At 65.0% G+C, this 18,875-nt stretch carries 16 protein-coding genes; 7 read left to right on the top strand and 9 right to left on the bottom strand.

Annotated features, from left to right (window positions below; genetic code table 11):
* Positions 1–36 precede the first annotated feature (36 nt).
* From aceE to ACT531_RS05385, 5 genes are all read left to right on the top strand, one after another.
* The gene (gene aceE / locus ACT531_RS05405; RefSeq protein WP_476016763.1) at positions 37–2,745 is read left to right on the top strand and encodes a pyruvate dehydrogenase (acetyl-transferring), homodimeric type; all 2,709 of its coding nucleotides are present in this window, start codon (positions 37–39) and stop codon (positions 2,743–2,745) included.
* Between the two features lie 19 nt (positions 2,746–2,764).
* Positions 2,765–4,450: a dihydrolipoyllysine-residue acetyltransferase gene (gene aceF, locus ACT531_RS05400; RefSeq protein WP_476016762.1), complete on the top strand. Its 1,686-nt coding sequence runs from the start codon at positions 2,765–2,767 to the stop codon at positions 4,448–4,450.
* Positions 4,451–4,466: 16 nt separating this feature from the next.
* The gene (gene lpdA, locus ACT531_RS05395) at positions 4,467–6,317 is read left to right on the top strand and encodes a dihydrolipoyl dehydrogenase (protein WP_476016761.1); all 1,851 of its coding nucleotides are present in this window, start codon (positions 4,467–4,469) and stop codon (positions 6,315–6,317) included.
* A 48-nt stretch (positions 6,318–6,365) separates the two neighbouring features.
* On the top strand, positions 6,366–6,575 hold the full coding sequence (locus tag ACT531_RS05390; RefSeq protein WP_476016760.1) for a DUF3079 domain-containing protein: 210 nt from the start codon (positions 6,366–6,368) through the stop codon (positions 6,573–6,575).
* 218 nt (positions 6,576–6,793) lie between these two features.
* Positions 6,794–8,215, top strand: a complete 1,422-nt coding sequence (locus tag ACT531_RS05385) for an aspartate kinase (RefSeq protein ID WP_436139307.1) — start codon at positions 6,794–6,796, stop codon at positions 8,213–8,215.
* Positions 8,216–8,323: 108 nt separating this feature from the next.
* Here ACT531_RS05385 and ACT531_RS05380 read toward each other — a convergent pair whose 3' ends face one another.
* From ACT531_RS05380 to ACT531_RS05350, 7 genes are all read right to left on the bottom strand, one after another.
* Complete coding sequence (locus ACT531_RS05380) at positions 8,324–9,679, bottom strand: four-carbon acid sugar kinase family protein (protein ID WP_476016759.1); 1,356 nt, start codon at positions 9,677–9,679, stop codon at positions 8,324–8,326.
* Positions 9,680–9,682: 3 nt separating this feature from the next.
* Positions 9,683–10,963: a ribulose-bisphosphate carboxylase large subunit family protein gene (locus tag ACT531_RS05375; RefSeq protein WP_209819585.1), complete on the bottom strand. Its 1,281-nt coding sequence runs from the start codon at positions 10,961–10,963 to the stop codon at positions 9,683–9,685.
* Positions 10,964–11,037: 74 nt separating this feature from the next.
* Positions 11,038–11,580: a VOC family protein gene (locus ACT531_RS05370; RefSeq protein WP_476016758.1), complete on the bottom strand. Its 543-nt coding sequence runs from the start codon at positions 11,578–11,580 to the stop codon at positions 11,038–11,040.
* A gap of 109 nt (positions 11,581–11,689) precedes the next feature.
* Positions 11,690–12,490 carry a transporter substrate-binding domain-containing protein gene (locus ACT531_RS05365; RefSeq protein ID WP_476016757.1) on the bottom strand — a complete coding sequence of 267 codons (801 nt, stop codon included), beginning with the start codon at positions 12,488–12,490 and terminating at the stop codon, positions 11,690–11,692.
* A gap of 51 nt (positions 12,491–12,541) precedes the next feature.
* A complete protein-coding gene (locus tag ACT531_RS05360) occupies positions 12,542–13,324 on the bottom strand; it encodes an amino acid ABC transporter ATP-binding protein (RefSeq protein WP_476016756.1) in 783 nt (260 codons plus the stop codon).
* A gap of 14 nt (positions 13,325–13,338) precedes the next feature.
* Positions 13,339–14,025, bottom strand: coding sequence for an amino acid ABC transporter permease (locus tag ACT531_RS05355; RefSeq protein ID WP_476016755.1), 687 nt, complete (start codon positions 14,023–14,025; stop codon positions 13,339–13,341).
* Positions 14,022–14,705: an amino acid ABC transporter permease gene (locus ACT531_RS05350; RefSeq protein ID WP_476016754.1), complete on the bottom strand. Its 684-nt coding sequence runs from the start codon at positions 14,703–14,705 to the stop codon at positions 14,022–14,024. Before ACT531_RS05350 ends, ACT531_RS05355 begins: the two co-directional genes overlap by 4 nt.
* Positions 14,706–14,934: 229 nt before the next feature.
* On the opposite strand from ACT531_RS05350, the gene ACT531_RS05345 reads away from it, so the two are divergent.
* Entirely contained in the window at positions 14,935–15,981 is a 1,047-nt protein-coding gene (locus tag ACT531_RS05345) for a LacI family DNA-binding transcriptional regulator (protein WP_476016753.1), read from the top strand.
* Positions 15,982–16,006: 25 nt separating this feature from the next.
* Here the strand turns inward: ACT531_RS05345 and ACT531_RS05340 are convergent, their stop codons facing one another.
* Positions 16,007–16,957, bottom strand: coding sequence for a DMT family transporter (locus tag ACT531_RS05340; protein ID WP_476016752.1), 951 nt, complete (start codon positions 16,955–16,957; stop codon positions 16,007–16,009).
* Positions 16,958–17,106: 149 nt separating this feature from the next.
* On the opposite strand from ACT531_RS05340, the gene ACT531_RS05335 reads away from it, so the two are divergent.
* Positions 17,107–18,012, top strand: coding sequence for a LysR substrate-binding domain-containing protein (locus tag ACT531_RS05335; protein WP_476016751.1), 906 nt, complete (start codon positions 17,107–17,109; stop codon positions 18,010–18,012).
* Positions 18,013–18,028: 16 nt separating this feature from the next.
* Here ACT531_RS05335 and ACT531_RS05330 read toward each other — a convergent pair whose 3' ends face one another.
* Positions 18,029–18,790, bottom strand: a complete 762-nt coding sequence (locus ACT531_RS05330; RefSeq protein ID WP_476016750.1) for a DeoR/GlpR family DNA-binding transcription regulator — start codon at positions 18,788–18,790, stop codon at positions 18,029–18,031.
* Positions 18,791–18,875 lie beyond the last annotated feature (85 nt).

The following is an 18,875-nucleotide window of genomic DNA, read 5'->3' as shown; positions in this document are numbered from 1 at the left end:
GTACTAAATTGCTGCCACACCTACAGGAGACAAAGCATGTCAGCTCAGCCCGACCCTCAGGCCGGTTTCGGCATCGGTTCCGATACCGACCAGCAAGAGACCCGTGAATGGATGGACGCGCTGTCCGCCGTCATCGACAAGGAGGGCCCGGAGCGCGCCCACTTCCTGTTGGAACAACTTCTTGAACACGCCCGCCAGAGCAGCATCGATCTGCCGTTCTCCGCGAACACGGGCTACGTCAACACCATCGAGCCTGAAAAAGAGGCCCACTGCCCCGGCAACATCGCCATCGAAAAGCGTCTGCGCGCCTACATGCGCTGGAACGCCATGGCCATGGTGGTGCGTGCCAACCGCCTGAACCCCGCCGATGGCGGCGACCTGGGCGGCCACATCGGTTCGTTTGCTTCGGTGGCCAGCATGTTTGGCGCCGGTTTCAATCATTTCTGGCATGCCGAGAGCGAAGGCCATGGCGGCGACTTGCTCTACATCCAGGGCCACAGCGCCCCCGGCATCTATGCCCGTGCCTACCTCGAAGGCCGCCTGACCGAAGAGCAACTCGATAGCTTCCGCCAGGAAGTCGATGGCAAGGGCCTGTCCAGCTACCCGCATCCCAAGCTGATGCCCGAGTTCTGGCAGTTCCCCACGGTGTCCATGGGCCTCGGCCCACTGATGGCCATCTACCAGGCGCGCTTCCTCAAGTACCTGCACGCCCGCGGCATCGCCAACACCGAAAACCGCAAGGTGTGGGTGTTCTGCGGCGACGGCGAAATGGACGAGCCCGAATCGCTGGGCGCCATCGGCTTGGCCGCGCGTGAAAACCTCGACAACCTGGTCTTCGTCATCAACTGCAACCTGCAGCGCCTGGACGGCCCGGTGCGTGGCAACGGCAAGATCGTGCAAGAACTCGAAGGCGAGTTCCGTGGCGCGGGCTGGAACGTGATCAAGCTGCTGTGGGGCAATGGCTGGGACGAGCTGCTGCGCCGCGACAAGAGCGGCAAGCTCAAGCAGCTGATGATGGAAACGCTGGACGGCGACTATCAGGCCATGAAGGCCAACGACGGTGCCTTTGTCCGCAAGAACTTCTTCGGCAAGTACCCCGAAACCCTCAAGCTCGTCGAGCACATGACTGACGAAGAGGTGTTCGAGCTGCGCCGTGGCGGCCATGAGCCCGCCAAGGTGTACGCAGCCTTTCACGCCGCCAACGAGCACAAGAACCAGCCCACCGTGCTGCTGGTCAAGACCGTCAAGGGCTACGGCATGGGCAAGGCCGGTGAAGGCAAGAACACCGTGCACCAGACCAAGAAGCTGTCGGACGAAGACATCAAGTACATCCGTGACCGCTTCAACATCCCGATCCCTGACAGCCAGCTGGCCGAGATCCCGTACTACAAGCCCGCCGACGACACGCCGGAAATGCAGTACCTGCACGAGCGTCGCAAAGCCCTGGGCGGCTACCTGCCGCACCGCCGCGTGAAGGCTGACGAGAGCTTTACCGTGCCCGCGCTGGACACCTTCAAGGCCATCCTCGAGCCCACGGCCGAAGGCCGCGAAATCTCCACCACCCAGGCCTATGTGCGCTTCATCACGCAACTGCTGCGCGACCAGGCCCTGGGCCCGCGTGTGGTGCCCATCCTGGTGGATGAGGCGCGTACCTTCGGTATGGAAGGCCTGTTCCGCCAGATCGGCATCTACAACCCCAAGGGCCAGATGTACACCCCGGTCGACCGCGACCAGGTGATGTACTACAAGGAAGACAAGGCCGGCCAGATCCTGCAGGAAGGCATCAACGAAGCCGGCGGTATGGCCAGCTGGATCGCTGCCGCCACCAGCTACAGCACGAACAACCGCATCATGGTGCCGTTCTACGTGTACTACTCCATGTTCGGCTTCCAGCGCATTGGCGACCTGGCCTGGGCGGCGGGTGACATGCAGGCGCGTGGCTTCCTCTTGGGCGGCACTTCGGGCCGTACCACGCTGAACGGTGAAGGTCTGCAGCACGAAGATGGTCATAGCCACATCCTGGCCAACACCATCCCCAACTGCGTGAGCTACGACCCCACCTTTGCCCACGAAGTCGCAGTGATCATGCACCGTGGCCTCAAGCGCATGGTCGAGCAGCAAGAGAACGTCTTCTACTACATCACGCTGCTCAACGAGAACTACAGCATGCCGGGCCTCACGGCGGGTACCGAAGAGCAGATCATCAAGGGCATGTACCTGTGCAAGCCCGGCGCCGAAGGCGACAAGCGCGTGCAGCTGCTGGGCTCGGGCACCATCTTGCGTGAATCGCTGGCCGCGCAAACCCTGCTGGCCGCCGACTGGGGCGTGCAGGCCGACGTGTGGAGCTGCCCGAGCTTTAACGAACTGACCCGCGAAGGCCAGGACGTGGACCGCTGGAACCTGCTGCACCCGCTGGAAACACCCCGCGTGCCCTTCGTGGCGCAGCAGCTGGGCACCAGCACCGGCCCTGTGGTCTCATCCACCGACTACATGAAGGCCTATGCCGAGCAGATCCGTCCCTTTGTACCCAAGGGCCGCAATTACAAGGTGCTGGGCACCGACGGCTTTGGCCGCAGCGACTTCCGCAGCAAGCTGCGCGAGCACTTCGAGGTGAACCGCCACTACATCGTCGTGGCCGCCCTCAAGGCACTGAGCGAAGACGGCGTGCTGCCCGCCACCAAGGTGGCCGAGGCGATTGCCAAGTACGGCATCAATGCTGACAAGATCAACCCGCTCTACGCATAAAACGAACGGAGACAGAACAATGGCATTGGTCAACATTCAAGTCCCGGACATCGGGGACTTCGACGAAGTGGGCGTGATCGAGCTGCTGGTCAAGGTGGGCGACACCGTGAAGGCCGAGCAGTCGCTCATCACCGTCGAATCCGACAAGGCATCGATGGAGATCCCCTCCAGCCATGCGGGCGTGGTCAAGGAACTCAAGATTGCGCTGGGCGACAAGGTCAAGCAGGGCTCTGTGATTGCTGTGGTGGAGTCCGCTGACGCAGGCGCTGCAGCAGCCCCGGCCGCTGCACCGGCTCCTGCCGCAGCTGCTCCCGCGCCCGCCCCAGTGGCGGCGCCAGCACCGGCTCCTGTTGCTGCGGCCCCTGCGGCTGCTGGCCCGGTCGAAGTGCGCGTGCCCGACATCGGCGACTTCAAGGACGTGGCCGTCATCGAGATGTTGGTCAAGGTCGGTGACACCATCAAGGTCGAGCAATCCCTGTTCACCGTCGAATCCGACAAGGCCTCCATGGAGATCCCATCGCCCGCCGCTGGCGTGCTCAAGGAGCTCAAGGTCAAGATTGGCGACACCGTCAATATCGGTGATCTGGTGGCTGTGCTCGAAGGCGCTGCCACCGCAGCGGCCCCGGCAGCAGTCCCCGCACCCGTTGCGGCTGCTGCACCGGCACCTGCGCCCGTGGCCGCCCCTGCTGTGGCTGCCGCCTCAGCACCTGTCGCTGCCACTGCCTCGGTGCCTGTTCCCGCCCACCAGCCCGGCACCCCCACCGCAGGCCTGCCCCACGCATCGCCTTCGGTGCGCAAGTTTGCCCGCGAGCTGGGTGTGCCCATCGACGAAGTCAAGGGCACCGGCCCCAAGGGCCGCATCACCCAGGACGACGTGGCCGCCTTCACCAAGCAGGTGATGGCAGGCGCGGTGCAGACCAAGGCCCAGGCCGCCAAGGCGCCCGCTGCGGCATCCGGCGGCTCCGGCGTGGGCCTGGACCTGCTGCCCTGGCCCAAGGTGGACTTCACCAAGTTTGGCCCGGTGGAGCGTAAGGACCTCTCGCGCATCAAGAAGATCAGCGGCGCCAACCTGCACCGCAACTGGGTCGTTATCCCGCATGTCACGAACCACGACGACGCGGACATCACCGACCTGGAAGCCTTCCGCGTGCAGTTCAACAAGGAGAACGAGAAGAGTGGCGTCAAGGTCACCATGCTCGCCTTCATGATCAAGGCCGCCGTGGCTGCGCTCAAGAAGTTCCCCGAGTTCAACAGCTCGCTCGACGGTGACCAGCTGATACTGAAGAACTACTTCCATATCGGTTTTGCGGCCGACACGCCCAACGGCCTCGTGGTGCCCGTCATCCGCGACGCCGACAAGAAGGGCATCGTCCAGATCTCGCAAGAAATGGGCGACCTGGCCAAGAAGGCGCGCGACGGCAAGCTCGGCCCGGCCGATATGACCGGTGGCTGCTTCTCCATCAGCTCGCTGGGTGGCATTGGTGGCCGTTACTTCACGCCCATCATCAACGCCCCTGAAGTCGCCATCATGGGCGTGTGCAAGAGCAGCCTGGAGCCCAAGTGGGACGGCAAGCAGTTCGCTCCACGCCTCATGCTGCCGCTGAGCCTGAGCTGGGACCACCGCGTGATCGACGGTGCTGCCGCCGCACGCTTCAACGTGTACTTTGCCTCGCTGCTGGCGGACTTCCGCCGCATCGTGATGTAACGCGAGGGCAACACACATGGCAATCATCGACATCAAGGTGCCCGACATCGGCGACTTCGCCGAAGTGGCCATCATCGAAGTGCTGGTCAAGCCCGGCGACACCATCAAGGCCGAGCAGAGCCTGATCACCGTGGAGTCCGACAAGGCCTCCATGGAGATCCCCTCCAGCCATGCTGGGGTTGTGAAGGAACTCAAGGTCAAGCTCGGGGACAAGGTCGCCGAAGGCTCGGTGGTGCTGACGCTGGAAGTGCAGGGCGCAGGCGCGGCAGCGCCGGCACCTGCTGCGGCCCCAGCGCCTGCCGCTTCTGAGCAAAAAGCGGCTCCAGCGCCTGTGCCGAAAGCGCAAGCAGCTATCAATCCAGTAGCATCCAGCTTTGCAGGCACCGCCGATTTGGACTGTGACGTGCTCGTCCTCGGCGGCGGCCCTGGCGGCTACAGCGCCGCCTTCCGCGCGGCCGACTTGGGCCTCAAGGTCGTCATCGTCGAACGCTACGCCACCCTGGGCGGCGTGTGCCTGAACGTGGGCTGCATCCCCTCCAAGGCGCTGCTGCACGTGGCAGCCGTCATGGACGAAGTCAGCCACATGGCCGACCTGGGCGTGGACTTTGGCGCCCCCGCCGTCAACATCGACAAGCTGCGCGGCCACAAGGAAAAGGTCATCGGCAAGCTCACCGGCGGCCTGGCCGCCATGGCCAAGATGCGCAAGGTGACCACCGTGCGTGGCTACGGTGCTTTTGTCGGCGCCAACCATCTCGAAGTGGAAGAAACCACCGGCACCGGCCAGGAGAAGACGGGCACCAAGAAGGTCATCGCCTTCAAGCGCGCCATCATCGCCGCTGGCAGCCAGGCCGTGCGCCTGCCCTTCATGCCCAACGACCCGCGCGTGGTCGACTCCACCGGCGCGCTGGCGCTCAAGGAAGTGCCCAAGCGCATGCTGATTTTGGGCGGCGGCATCATCGGCCTGGAAATGGGCACGGTCTACAACACGCTGGGCGCACGCCTGGATGTGGTCGAGATGATGGACGGCCTGATGCAGGGCGCCGACCGCGACCTGGTCAAGATCTGGCAAAAGATGAACGCCAAGCGCTTCGACAACATCATGTTGAAGACGAAAACCGTCGGTGCCGAGGCAACGCCTGAAGGCATCAAGGTCACGTTCGCGCCAGCGGAAGAGGGCGGCACGGCCCCCGAGCCACAGGTGTACGACTTGGTGCTGCAAGCCGTGGGCCGCACGCCCAACGGTAAGAAGATCGCTGCCGAGAAGGCTGGCGTCGCCGTCACAGACCGCGGCTTCATCAACGTGGACATCCAGATGCGCACCAACGTGCCGCACATCTTCGCCATCGGCGACATCGTGGGCCAGCCCATGCTGGCGCACAAGGCGGTGCATGAGGCGCACGTGGCGGCTGAAGTCATCGCTGGCGAACTGCAGGGCAACAAGGAACTGGCATCCGCCGCCTTCAACGCCCGCGTGATTCCGAGCGTTGCCTACACCGACCCCGAAGTGGCCTGGGTGGGCCTGACGGAAGACCAGGCCAAGGCCCAAGGCATCAAGGTCAAGAAGGGCCTGTTCCCCTGGACGGCCTCCGGCCGCGCCATTGCCAACGGCCGCGACGAAGGCGTGACCAAGCTCCTGTTCGACGACTCGCCAGAGGCCCATGGCCACGGCAAGATCCTTGGCGGCGGCATGGTCGGCACGCATGCGGGCGACATGATCGGTGAGATCGCCCTGGCCATTGAGATGGGTGCAGACGCTGTAGACATCGGCAAAACCATCCACCCGCACCCCACGCTGGGCGAAAGCATCGGCATGGCAGCGGAGATTGCGCATGGCAGCTGCACGGATGTGCCGCCGCAGAAGAAGTGATCTGACGATCCGAGCGAAGGCAGTAGTCGCAACCGCCTGAGCGCCGCCATGGCAGCAGCCAAAAGGTTCCCCCAAGCCCCCGCCCATCCGGAGCGGGTGTGCTGGGGGTGCGATCGTTACTGCCCAGCCAATGCCATGCGCTGCGGCAATGGCTCTGACCGCACTCAGCACCCTGCAGAGCTGTTTGGCGAGGACTGGGACCAATGGGGCCTGTGCGCCGAAGAGGCCGCCGCAGCGCCCCCCGAGCCACTCTCCTAAACGCCGCCACGTCCCCAGTCTGGTGATGGATCGGCGCCTGGGGCCTGCGTCTGCTTCGCAGGTCCACGCTATTCGAGCGCTGACGGCACCTGTATCAAGATGGCCTGCGTCAAAGTGCCCCGGTAAAAGTCGTGGAAAATAGAGGGTTTCCTGCCGCTGAGCCCCTTGGCAGAGCACCCGTCCAGCTTTCCAACCTTTTTGCTCCCCTGAGCCTGTCCATGCAAGACGTTCAAAACTCCAAGATCTCTGTCGAGAAGATTGGCGGCACCTCGATGACCGCCTTTGGCGATGTGTTGCGCCACATCGTGCTGCACGACCCCAAGCGCATCAACGGCCGGATTTACGTGGTGTCCGCCTACTCGGGCGTCACGAACCAGTTGCTGGAGCACAAGAAAACGGGCGAGCGCGGCATCTATGCCTTGTTTGCCGAAGGCAAGGGCTACCAGGACGCGCTGACCCAACTGGCTGCCAGCCTGAAAAAGCTCAACGCGGGCTATGCCGACCTGGGCCTGCCGCTGGATGTGGCCGATGCCTTTATTGATCAGCGCATTGCCCAGGCACGCGAATATCTGAACGCAATGCAACACGTGCTGGCCAGCGGCTATCTCAGCCGTAAGGACGTGTTGCTCGCGGCGCGCGAAGTGCTGGCCTCGATTGGCGAGTCGCACAGCGCGTTCAACTCCGTCGAGATCCTCAAGGCCAACGGCGTCAATGCCCTGCTGATGGACCTGGCCGGTTTTGACGACAACGAAGCCTGGACGATTGACGAGCGCATCGCCCACAGCTTCAAGGGCCTGGACCTCTCCGACAAGGTGGTCGTTGCCACGGGCTACACCAAGGGCACCGAAGGCATCATGCGCGAGTTTGACCGGGGTTACTCCGAAGTCACCTTCAGCAAGATTGCCGTGGAAGTGCGCCCTGCCGAGGCCGTGATCCATAAGGAATTCCACCTCTCGTCTGCCGACCCCAACCTGGTGGGCCTGGAAAACGCCATCGTCGTCGGCGCCACCAATTACGACGTGGCCGACCAGCTGGCCGACGTGGGCATGGAAGCCATCCATCCCAAGGCCGCCAAGCCCATGGAACTGGCCGGCATCCCGATCCGCCTGAAGAACACGTTTGAGCCCGACCACCCCGGCACGCTCATCACCAAAGACTTCGTGGGCGAGCGCGCGCGCGTCGAGATCGTGACCGGCACCGACAAGGTCACGCTGATCGAAATCCACGACCCCAGCATGGTGGGTACCGTCGGCTTTGATGCGGGCCTGATGAACGTGTTTTGTAAGCACGATGTGAGCTACATCCTCAAGGCGACCAACGCCAACTCCATCGCCCATCTGGTGTGGGACAACCAGGTCACACCCGAGCTGGTGGCTGAGCTGCAGAAGGACTACCAGGTCGTGACGATCAAGCCCAGCGCGATCGTGTGCACCATTGGCTCCAACATCGGCATCCCCGGCGTGCTGGCCAAGGCTGCGCAGGCGCTGGCCGATGCCCGCGTCAACGTGAATTGCGTGTCCCAGACCCTGCGCCAGGTGAACATGCAGTTCGTGATCGAACGCGAGGACTACAAGACCGCCATCAAGGCGCTGAACATGGCGCTGTGCGTGAACTCGGGGACCCCGGTGCCTCGCGTGTGATGGGATGGCGGTGGGCGTGCCTGCCGCACTGCTTTTCCCTCGGGCCTTCGCGCAAGGCCTGCCCAGTAGCCCGCCATGTGCGGGCTTTTTATCGCCTGGATATTTCCGTCAGCCCGCGCCCAGCAGTCTTTCGAAAAGGTCCGTTCCGCCCATCTGCCCCCCCTTGAGCATCAGCTCCAGCCCGTGGCGCGACGGGTCTGTACTGTGCGCGCGGCTCAGCGTGACCCCGGGGCAGACCGTGGTGTGGTACGACAGCCCCCACAGATGCAGTGCCTGCACTGCGTGGCTGGAGGTGTCGCCCCCCGCAATGCCAACGCGCCGCAGCGGCGTACCGTTGTCGGCCTGCGCCTGCACCACGCGGGCGACCAGGGCCGCACTGGCGGGGGCGACGGCCGCTGAGGCACCACCGGACGGGGCAGAGGCGCCGTCCGTGGGCCCGGTGTAGGCCAGCACGTGATGGCACTGCTGCAGCCCGGCGCATATCGCGCGTTGGATGGCCTGGGCGTAGTCGGTGTCATGGGCCAGCTGGTGCGCGTCCACCGGGATGCGCTGATAGGACGTTGCGGCCTGGACCTGGGCCGCTGTGATGGGTGACAGGCTGCCCGCCCAGGCGAATACAGGTCCAGGCGATGGTGCCAAGGCAGAGGCGGGTGCGCTGACCTGCGCGTCCCAGCACGCGATCAGCGCCTGGGCCACGGAGCTGGGCCCCACGGCGAGCAGGCGGGCGCGCTGGGCTTGTTGCCACAGCAGGTGCCCCACGCTGGCCAGCTGGTCTGCACTGGTCAGGTCGAGCAGCGTAGGCACGAAGGGCGTATCGGACACATTGGACACCTCGGGCACAGCGGTCGCGCCATGGCCCAGCAGGGTGTTCAGAGAGCCGGGCAAGGCGTCTGCTTCGTACAGCGGGTAATGCAGTGCCGTGATGCCTTGCAAACCCTGTTGTGCCAGGTGCACCCGCAAGTCGGCTTCTGCCATGGGCGTCACCGGGTGCCGCTGCATCGTCGGGTGCCGGTCGATGCGGTAGACGGCTCCACCTGTGCCGGCTGCGGCAAACAGGTTGCTGAAGGCGCAGTATCTGCCGAGGCTGGGCTGGCCGCCGAGGATGGGTACCCAGCGGTTCTCCACGCTGGGGTGCAGTGTTTCGATGGCGCAGGCAATGTTGCCCACATGGGGTGCACTGTCGAAGGTGGAGCACACCTTGTAGTGCAACACGTTGGGCGCGATCTGCCTGAAAAAGCGGCCCACGGGTGCCAGTTCTGCGCGCATGGCCTCGGGCGGCATGGCGCGCGCGGCGCCTGCAATGCCCACGGCGTCCAGCGGCCCGGCTGCGATCAAAGCTTCTGCGCTGGGCACGCCCATGAACAGCATGGACCGCAGGCCTGCCCGTGCGAGTACGGCCAGGGTGTCGGTGGCTCCGGTGAAGTCGTCGGCGTACCAGCCAAACCGGGGAGCTGTGGTGGACATGGTTCAGTGCTTCTTGCCAAAGAAGTCAATGGCGTGGCGCAGTTCAACGGCATGTTCCGCGCGCTGGGCCAGCGTCTTGCCGTTCTGCACCGCGTCCCACGCCTGCTGCAGGCTGGCCACGCCAGCAGCCGCGCCATCGGGGTGGGCCAGAATACCGCCGCCGGACATGAACAGCAGATCGTTGCTGCGCACGCTGTCCCAGGTGGCGGGCACGGTGCCAGCCCATTGACCATTGGAGAACGCAGGCAGCACGCGGTCGTCCAGCCCTTCGCACAGCGGGGCCAGGGTGTCGTGGGCGGATTCGATCACTTCCTCATCGGTCTGCGAGAACTTGCCCTGCAGGCCGTGGACATGCATGTGGTCCACACCCGCCAGGCGCCACAGCGTCTGCCAGGCGTTGAACGAAAAGCCCAGCAACGGGTGGCGCGACAGGGCGCCGTAGCCATTGCGGTGGCCGTGCAAGGCCAGCTGTGTGTGGCGGCGCAGCGTCTGCACGGCGGAGTAGCCGCACCAGTTCAGGCTGACCATCACACAACTGCCACCCTCGGCGGCAATCAGGTCGGCATGGCGGCGCATGGCATCGGTCTCGTCGGTGATGTTGAACGCCACCATCACGAGCTTGCCGGTCTTGTCCTGGTGGGCGCGCACACGGCGCATCACGGATTTCACGCGGTCGGCCAGCGGGGCGTGCACCGGGTTGGCGCACACCTCGTCATCCTTGATGAAGTCCACCCCGGCGGCGCACAGGCGGCCCGCCAGTTCACCGGTTTCTTCGGCCGATAAACCCACGTTGGGTTTGATGATGGTGCCGATGAGCGGCCGGCCCTGCACGCCGGTCAGCGCGCGTGTGCCTGCAATACCTTGGCGGGGCAGGTCAAACTGCTCGCGGTAGGCGCAAGGCAGCTTCATCGACTCCAGTCGCAAGCCGGTGACCTCGCCCAGGTCGAACAGGTTGCCCGACACCGTGGCTGCCAGCGTCGGCAGGTTGGGGCCGATGTTGCCGCACGGAAAGCTCACGCGCAGCCGGGCGCGCTGCCAGGTCTGCGGCGTGCCGAACATGCCGCGCCGCTGCATCCAGCCGTTGGGCAGCGAGGGGACGAGCGCCACGTCCAGCAGCTCGATGGATTCGACCGTGGCGCGGGCGCGTTCGCGCAGCGCATCGGTCTCGCCCTCCACCCGGGTGAAGGTGCCACACGATTGCTCGCCCGCCAGTACCTCGGCCACGTGGGCGGGGTCCAGCGGGGTTTCGATCAGATAGGTGGCTTCAAAGCGGTCTGGGGACATGGGCAGAGTGCACTATGGTTTTGATAGCTGCTAGCGCTTTATGGACAGGCGGTAAAGGGCTATTTAGCTTGAAATCAGATCTTGGAGAGGTCCGGAAAGGGGCGCACCGCGTCGGTCTTGCCGTCCCAGGTTTCCGACTCGGCGCGGATCAGGTCGAACATGCGGCCTTTGGGGCCAGCCACTTCCGACAGCTCGATCACCGTGCCCGGGTGGTACTCGGTGTCGAAGTACACAAACCGGCCCTTTTCACCCACCTCGCCGCTCATCACCGCCTTGAAGCCCTGGGCGGTCAGCCGCGCCAGGTCAGCGTCGTAGTCGCTGGTCCAGTAGGCCACGTGCTGCAGCCCGGTGCGCCCGGCCTGCAAAAAGTCGCGGTACATCGAGGGCACCTCGTTGCGGGTCTGGATCAGCTCGACCTGCACGTAGCCCGAGTTGGCCAGCGCCACAGAGTTGTGCGGCTCGTGCGACTCGCCCCGGTAGACGTAGTTCTTGATCGGAACCTTGGGGTTGTAGAACCAGGGGCCGACGCCCAGGGTCTTGCTCCAATAGTCCATTGCGGCTTCGATGTCGTGGACCACATAGCCCAGCTGGCGGATGGCGCCGAAATGACGGCTCATAAGAATTTCCTTTGGTGGTGATGGTGCGGGGCAGGGCGCAGCCGGGCGGGTGGCATGGCCCACCGCCCGTCATGCCGCCCCACGTTGCAGGCGCTGGGTTGGAAGGCGCTTACTTGGCGCCGTCGATGATTTCTTTGGGGATCGGCACGCCCGCGTACTTCAGGTGGATGTCGTTGAGCTTGCCGTTGGTCAGGTTGGTCTTGATCCAGCCGTTGACGGCCTTCATCAGCTCGGGTTGGCCCTTGCGCATGGCCATGCCCAGCTGGTAGGACTGCAGGATGAACTTGGTCTCGAACTCGCGGGCGGGGTTCTTCTTGGCAATGGCCGCGATGATGGGCGGCGTGATGGCCACGATGTCGGCCTGGCCCGTGGCGGCGGCGGTGATGGAGGCGGATTCGTCGTCAAAGCGCACCACCTTGGCCTGCGGCGCGCGTTCGGTCACGATCTTGTCCTGCGGGCCACCGCGCGTTACGGCCACCGTCTTGCCGGCCAGGTCGTCGATGCTGGTGAGCTTGAGGCCCTTGGGCGCGCCCACGGCCGCCTGGATGGCGCCGTAGGGCATGGAGAAGTCCACGGCCTTCTGGCGCTCGGGCGTGATGGAGAGCGACGAGATGATCAGGTCCACCTTGTTCGACAGCAGGTTGGGGATGCGCGCGGAGTTGGTGGTGTTCACGATCTCCAGCGTCAGCCCCAGGTCCTTGGCCAGCAACTCGGCCGCTTCCACGTCCGAGCCCACAGGCTTCATCTTCTCGTCCACATAGCCATAGAACGGCGCGCCAAAGTCGATGCCCACGCGCAGTTTGCCGGCGGACTTGATCTCGGCCAGGTCTGCCATGGCGGGCAGGCACAGGGCGGCTGCGGCGGTGGCGAGCAGGGCGCGGCGCAGGATGCGGGTACGTGAAGCGGTCATGTGAAATGTCTCCTGGTGGTTTTTGGCAAGGGAATCAAAAAAAGGAACGGATCACAGCCCGTGCGACAGAAAGTCGCGCAGCTCGGCCGTTTGCGGGTTCTTCAGCATGTCGCCGGGGCCGGTCTCCCAGACCTTGCCCTCGTGCATGTAGATCACGGTGTCGGCCACGCGCGCGGCAAATTCCATCTCGTGGGTGACCAGCACCATGGTCATGCCGCCTTGGGCCAGCGATTCGATGACGCGCAGCACCTCGCCGGTGAGCTGCGGGTCCAGGGCCGAGGTCACTTCGTCGAACAGCATCACCTGCGGCTCCATCGCCAGCGACCGGGCAATGGCCACGCGCTGCTGCTGGCCGCCCGAAAGCTGCTCGGGGTAAGCCTGTGCCTTGTCGGCCAGGCCCACCTGCTGCAGGGTGCGGGCGGCAATGGCGCGCGCCTGGGCGGCGGACAGGTTCTTGACGGCCTTGGGGGCGAGCGTGATGTTCTGCTCCACCGTCAGGTGCGGGAACAGGTTGTAGCTCTGGAACACGATGCCCACGTCCTGGCGCAGCTGGCGCAGGTCGATGGCCGGGTCGTGCACCGCATGGCCGCACACGTGGATGGTGCCGCTGTCGATGATCTCCAGCCGGTCGATGCAGCGCAGCGCCGTGCTTTTGCCCGACCCGCTCTTGCCGATGATGGCCACCACCTGGCCCTTGGGGATGGCGAACGACACGCCCTTGAGTACCTGGTTGCTGCCAAAGCTCTTGTGCACATCCTTCAGCTCAACGACGGTGTGCGCAGGCGAAGCCGCTGGCTGGGAGGGTTGCACGGCAGCGTCTCGGGCGAGGTTCATGGTGTCTTCTTGTTTCATGCGGTGGTCACAGAATGGGTGGCTGTGCCACGGTTTCCAAACTGCTGGCGCTGCTCCAGCTTGCGGCTCCATACCGACAACGGGTAGCACATCGCGAAGTAAACGATGGCAATCAGCAGGTACACGGTGAACGGCTGGAAGATAGAGTTGTTGATGAGCTGCCCGGCACGCACCAGCTCGATGAACCCCACGATCGACGCGAGCGACGTGTTCTTGACGATCTGCACCATGAAGCCCACCGTGGGCGGGGTGGCAATGCGCACCGCCTGGGGCAGCACCACCAGCCGCATGCGCTGGGTGCGCGACAGGGCCAGGCATTCGGCCGCCTCCCACTGCGTGCGCGGCACCGATTCGATGCAGCCGCGCCAGATCTCGCCCAGGTAGGCACTGACGTAAACAATCATCGCGATGCTGGCGGCCACGATGGCGGGCAGCTCCAGCCCCATGATGGACAGGCCGAAGTAGCACAGGAACAGCACCACCAGCAGCGGCGTGCCCTGGATGATCTGGATCCACGCAATCGCGGCCCAGCGCACCGCCTTGATGGGGCTGACGCGGCACAGCGCAATCACGCCCCCGGCAAGCCCGCCGCCCAGAAAGGCGATCAGCGACAGGCCGATGGTCCACAGCGCGCCGAACAGCAGGTACTGCAGGTGGTAGGCATTCAGTCCACCGTCGATCATTTGGCGCTCCTCAGTTTGCGTTGGCGCGTGAACACGATCTGGCCAAACAGCCACAGCCCGGCACGCATCAGCAGCGACAGCACCAGGTAGGCCACGGCGACCAGGATGTAGGCCTCGAAGGGGCGGAAGGTTTCAGACTGCACGCGGGCCGCGATGGCCGTGAGCTCCTCCACCGAGATCTGCGAGGTGATGGACGAGGCCAGCATCAGCAGCACGAACTGGCTGGTGAGCGCCGGGTAGACCTTCTCCATGGCAGGACGCAGCACCACATGCCAGTACACCTGCCGCCGCGTCAGGCCCAGGCATTCGGCGGCCTCGATCTGGCCCTTGTGGATGGAGTCCATGCCGGCGCGCATGATTTCGCAGGTGTAGGCCGCCACGTTGATCACCAGCGTCAGCAACGCCGCCGCAAACGCAGGCACCCTCCAGCCCAGGCTGGCGAGGCCAAAGAACACCAGGAACACCTGCACCAGCAGCGGCGTGTTGCGGAGCACTTCCACGTAGGCGCCACAGGCCTTGGCCACCCAAGGGGTGTGGCCGCGCCGGCCAATGGCCAGAAGCGTGCCGCCGACAAAGCCGAAGACGGTGGCCGGGAAGGACAGCAGGATGGTCATCCAAGCCCCTTGCAGAAACTGGGGCCAGTTCGCCAGCACGCTGGCAAAGTCGAATTCGTATTGCATGGAGCCGCAGCAGCGATCTAGCCCAGGCGGGCGGTGCAGGGCGAACGTCGGCGGAAGGAAGAAGGGCTATCAGGCATGGACTTGTCTCCTGTGCAGTCGGTCTGTGCCGCCGCAATCTAGGGTTTGTACTGATCGAATTTGATGCCTTTCGGCACCGAAGCTGCAGTGATACTATCCGTAGAATTCATCAAATACCAGCAAACAATATGATGGAATTTGATTGGTTTTTATGTCCAAACACCCCCGCATCCCCGATATCGCCAAGTTGTCCGGCGTCTCCACCGCCACGGTGGACCGGGTGCTCAACCAGCGCGCGGGCGTACGCAGTGCCACCGTGCAGCGCGTGATGCAGGCGGCCATCAGCCTGGGGTATTTGCCGCAGGCAGAGGCGCACGCGACGCTGCAGGCCCAGCCACAGCCCCTGCGTTTGATGGTTCTGATCCCCGAAGGCAGCAACCGCTTTTTGCAGATGCTGGGTGACGTGATCGGCTACGCGCAGGAGCACTGGGCACCGTTCAACGTGCGCTGCCAGGCGGCCTACATCGAGAGCTTCAACCCAGATGCTTTGGCCAAAGCGCTACTGCACCATGGCAAGCGCTGCGACGGCATTGCCTTCATGGCGCTGGAGCACCCCGTGGTGCGTGAAGCCGTGGCCCAACTGGCCGATCAAGGTGTGCCCACCGTCACGCTGATCTCGGACCTGTCGAGCTCGCGCCGGGCGGCCTATGTGGGCCTGGACAACCGCGCCGCGGGCCGCACCGCGGGCTACCTCATTGCCCGCTTCATGGGCCCGCTGGCGCACAGCCGCAACGCCCGCGTGGCGATGATCGTGGGCTCGCTGCGCTACCGCGCGCATGAGGAGCGCGAGGCGGGCTTTCTGCACTTGTTTGAAGAGCAGTTTCCGCTGGTGCAGGTGGTGGGCGTGCGCGAGGGCCAGGACGATGCCGAGCGCAACTACCAGCAGGCGCGCAGCCTGCTGGAGCAGCACCCGGACCTGGCCGGCATCTACAACATCGGCGGCGGCGCCGAAGGCATCGGCCGCGCCCTCAAGGAAGCTGGGCTGGAGCACAAGGTGGTCTTTATCGGCCACGGCCTCACGCCGGACACCCGCGCGCTGCTGATCGACGGCACCATGGATGCGGTCATCACCCAGAACCCGCTCGGCGCGGTGATGAACTGCGTGCGCATCTTTGCCAACCTGCGGGACGGGCGGGACGCCACGAGCGGCGTGGAGGTCACTCGCAGCCAGGTCATCTTTCGGGAAAACCTGCCCTAGCCAGTCAGTCCGGCAGACGGCGGGTCTACATCGCAGGCTTGGCGGCCTTCGGCAAGGGTGTGGGTGCGCTGCGGCGCCCGATCAACATCACCCCCGCGAGCACCAGCGCCGCACCACCCATCTGCCACCAGGTCAACGGTTCATCCAGCAGCCAGACGCCAAAAAAGATTGTCAGGATGGGCCCCAATGTGCCGATCAGCGCGGTCTTGGAGGCACCGATGCGGCGGATCGCGGCCGAGGTCATGAACACCGGCAACACCGTGGAGAACACAGCCATGCCCAGCGCATGCAGGTAGACCGGCGCAGGCTGCACCAGCGTACCCGCAGGCTGCGACACCACAAAATGCAGCAGTGTGGCGCCCGTGGAGACCAGCATCGCCAGCGCCGTGAAGCGCGCCGCGCCCATGCGGCGGATGGCAGGCTCGCTGCCCGCCTGGTAGAACGCATACGACACGGCCGAGCCAAACACAAACCCTGCGCCCACCAACACGGCGTGCGAATCGCCCGCCACATGCAGGTCGTGCGCAAAGGCCAGACCAATGCCTGCGTAGGACAGCAACAGCGCACCCAGCTCCTGGCGAGATGCCCGCTTGCCCATGAAGAGCACGCCGATCACGATGGTGAGCGTAGGGTAGGTGAAGAGGATCAGCCGCTCCAGGCTGGCGGTGATGTACTGCAGGCCGATGAAGTCGAGAATGCTCGCGCCGTAGTAGCCCAGCAGGCCCAGCGCCACGATGGCCAGCCAGTCGCGCCCCGCCAGCGGGGCCAGGTTGCGGCTGGCGCGCCAGCCCACCCAGGCGAACACGGGCACCGAAAACGCCATGCGCAGGCACAGCAGGGTGACGGAGTCTACCGGCACGGCCTGCGGCACAGCATAGGCCAGCTTCACAAAAATGGCTTTGAAGGAGAAACCCAACGCCGCAAGTATGGCAAGGGCGAGACCAAGGCGTTCGGAGGACCAGTTTTTCCAGGGCATAGAGTGGTTTTGCGCGTTTCGTGCGGTTCGGCCGAACGATTTGCATACTTTGTATCGGAATGGCTGGCATCCTGCCTTTGAATGCTGCAAGGCACAATTGCTGATCCAGCAAGCATGCGTTCGTTACTGGCGAACGCCAGGGGCCCGCTTTGAACTACGACCTGACCGACCTGCGCCTGTTTGTCGCCATTGCCGAAGAGCGCAACCTCACACGCGGCGCCGCACGTGCCTACCTGGCGCCGTCGTCGGCCAGCCACCGGCTGCGGCGGCTGGAGGAGGCGCTGAACACGTCCCTGTTCGAGCGCCAGACGCGCGGTGTGGCGCTGACCCGTGCAGGCGAGGCACTGCTGCGCAACGCCCGCCAAGTGCTGGCCAGCATTGAGCAGATGCATGCCAACCTCTCGCCCTTTGCCACCGGCATTCGCGGCCATGTGAGCCTGTGGGCCAACACACATGCCACCCATACCTTTTTGCCGGACGACTTGGCGGGCTTTCTCAAGCGGCACCCCCAGGTCAGCGTGAGCCTGGAAGAGCGCACCAGCGCCGAAATTGTGGTGGCCGTGGCCAATGGCGAAATCGAGGTGGGCGTGCTGGCAGACAGCGGCACGGGCGCCGGGGTGGAGCTGGCGCCCTACCGGCAGGACCGCCTGGTGCTCATCGTGCCCGCAGGCCATGCACTGGCAGGGCGTGGCCGCGTGGGCTTTGCCGAGGTGCTGGACCAGGCCTTTGTGATGCTGCACGCGGGCTCGGCCATCCACACCTTCACGACCAATGCCGCCGCCGCGCTGGGGCGGCACCTGGATGTGCGCATTCAGGTGCGCAGCTTCGAGGCCGTGTGCCGCATGGTGGGCGCGGGCGTGGGCATCGGCCTGGTGCCCCGGGGTGCGGCCCTGCAGGTGGCGGGCCTGAGCGAGCCGCCGGTGCTGGTGGAGCTTGACGAGCCTTGGGCGCAGCGCGACCTGCAGATTTGCGTGCGCAAGGGGACCGTTCTGACCGGCTTCGCCGCAGCCCTGGTCGCGCACCTGCGCCAGGGCGGTGGCGCCGCTGCTGCCTGATTGCCTGTTTGCAGGATCAGCCTGCGGCAATCTCTACCTTGGCCCCTCCGGCCTGCAGCTTTTTGCGCAGCGCCTGTGGCGTGGCGGCGGGCACCACCAACGCGGCCAGTTCGCGCAAGGGGGCCACGCTGAACGGCGATGCCGTACCCAGCTTGTCGAGGGAGGCCAGCACCACTGTCTCTGCCGCCCGCTGGTGCAGGGCGCGCTTGACGGCGGCTTCCTCGAAGTCTCCCGTGGTCAGGCCGGCCTCGGCATGCACACCGGTCACGCCCATCAGGTACAGGTCGGCCCGCAACTGGCCTGCGGCCTCGACCACGCTGGCCCCCACATTCACCATCGAGTGGCGGAACAAGCGCCCCCCCAGCACCAGCACCTCCACTTGCGTGTGCGTAGCCAGCGCCACGGCCACGGCCGGGCTGTGCGTGACCACGGTGGCGCGCAAGTCCAGCGGCAGGTGCTGCACCACCTGCAGCGATGTGGTGCCTCCGTCCAGGATCACGACCTGGCCGGGCAACACCAGCGCGGCCCCGGCGCGGCCCAGGGCGCGCTTGTCATCGGGGGCCAGCTGCTCACGCGCCTGCAGATTGCCCATGGCGGCCGAGGCGGGCAGGGCGCCGCCGTGCACACGCTGCAAGCGGCCCTCGGCCGCCAGCTCGCGCAGGTCACGCCGTACGGTGTCTTCCGAGATCCCCAGCTCCTCGCTGAAGGCCTTGGCCACGATCTGGCCGTCTTGCTGAAGTCGAGCCAGCAGCAGCTGTTTGCGTTGGGTGGTCAGCATGAAGGGTTAAATCCGGTGATTGCACGAAGTTGCATGTTTGTGCATGATATTGCGTAAATCAATCTTGTCAAAACCATGTACTTAC

Source organism: Acidovorax sp. DMC1 (genome assembly GCF_056314325.1).
Note: the sequence above shows the minus strand (reverse complement) of the source record. Positions and strands in the feature narration are given on the sequence as shown.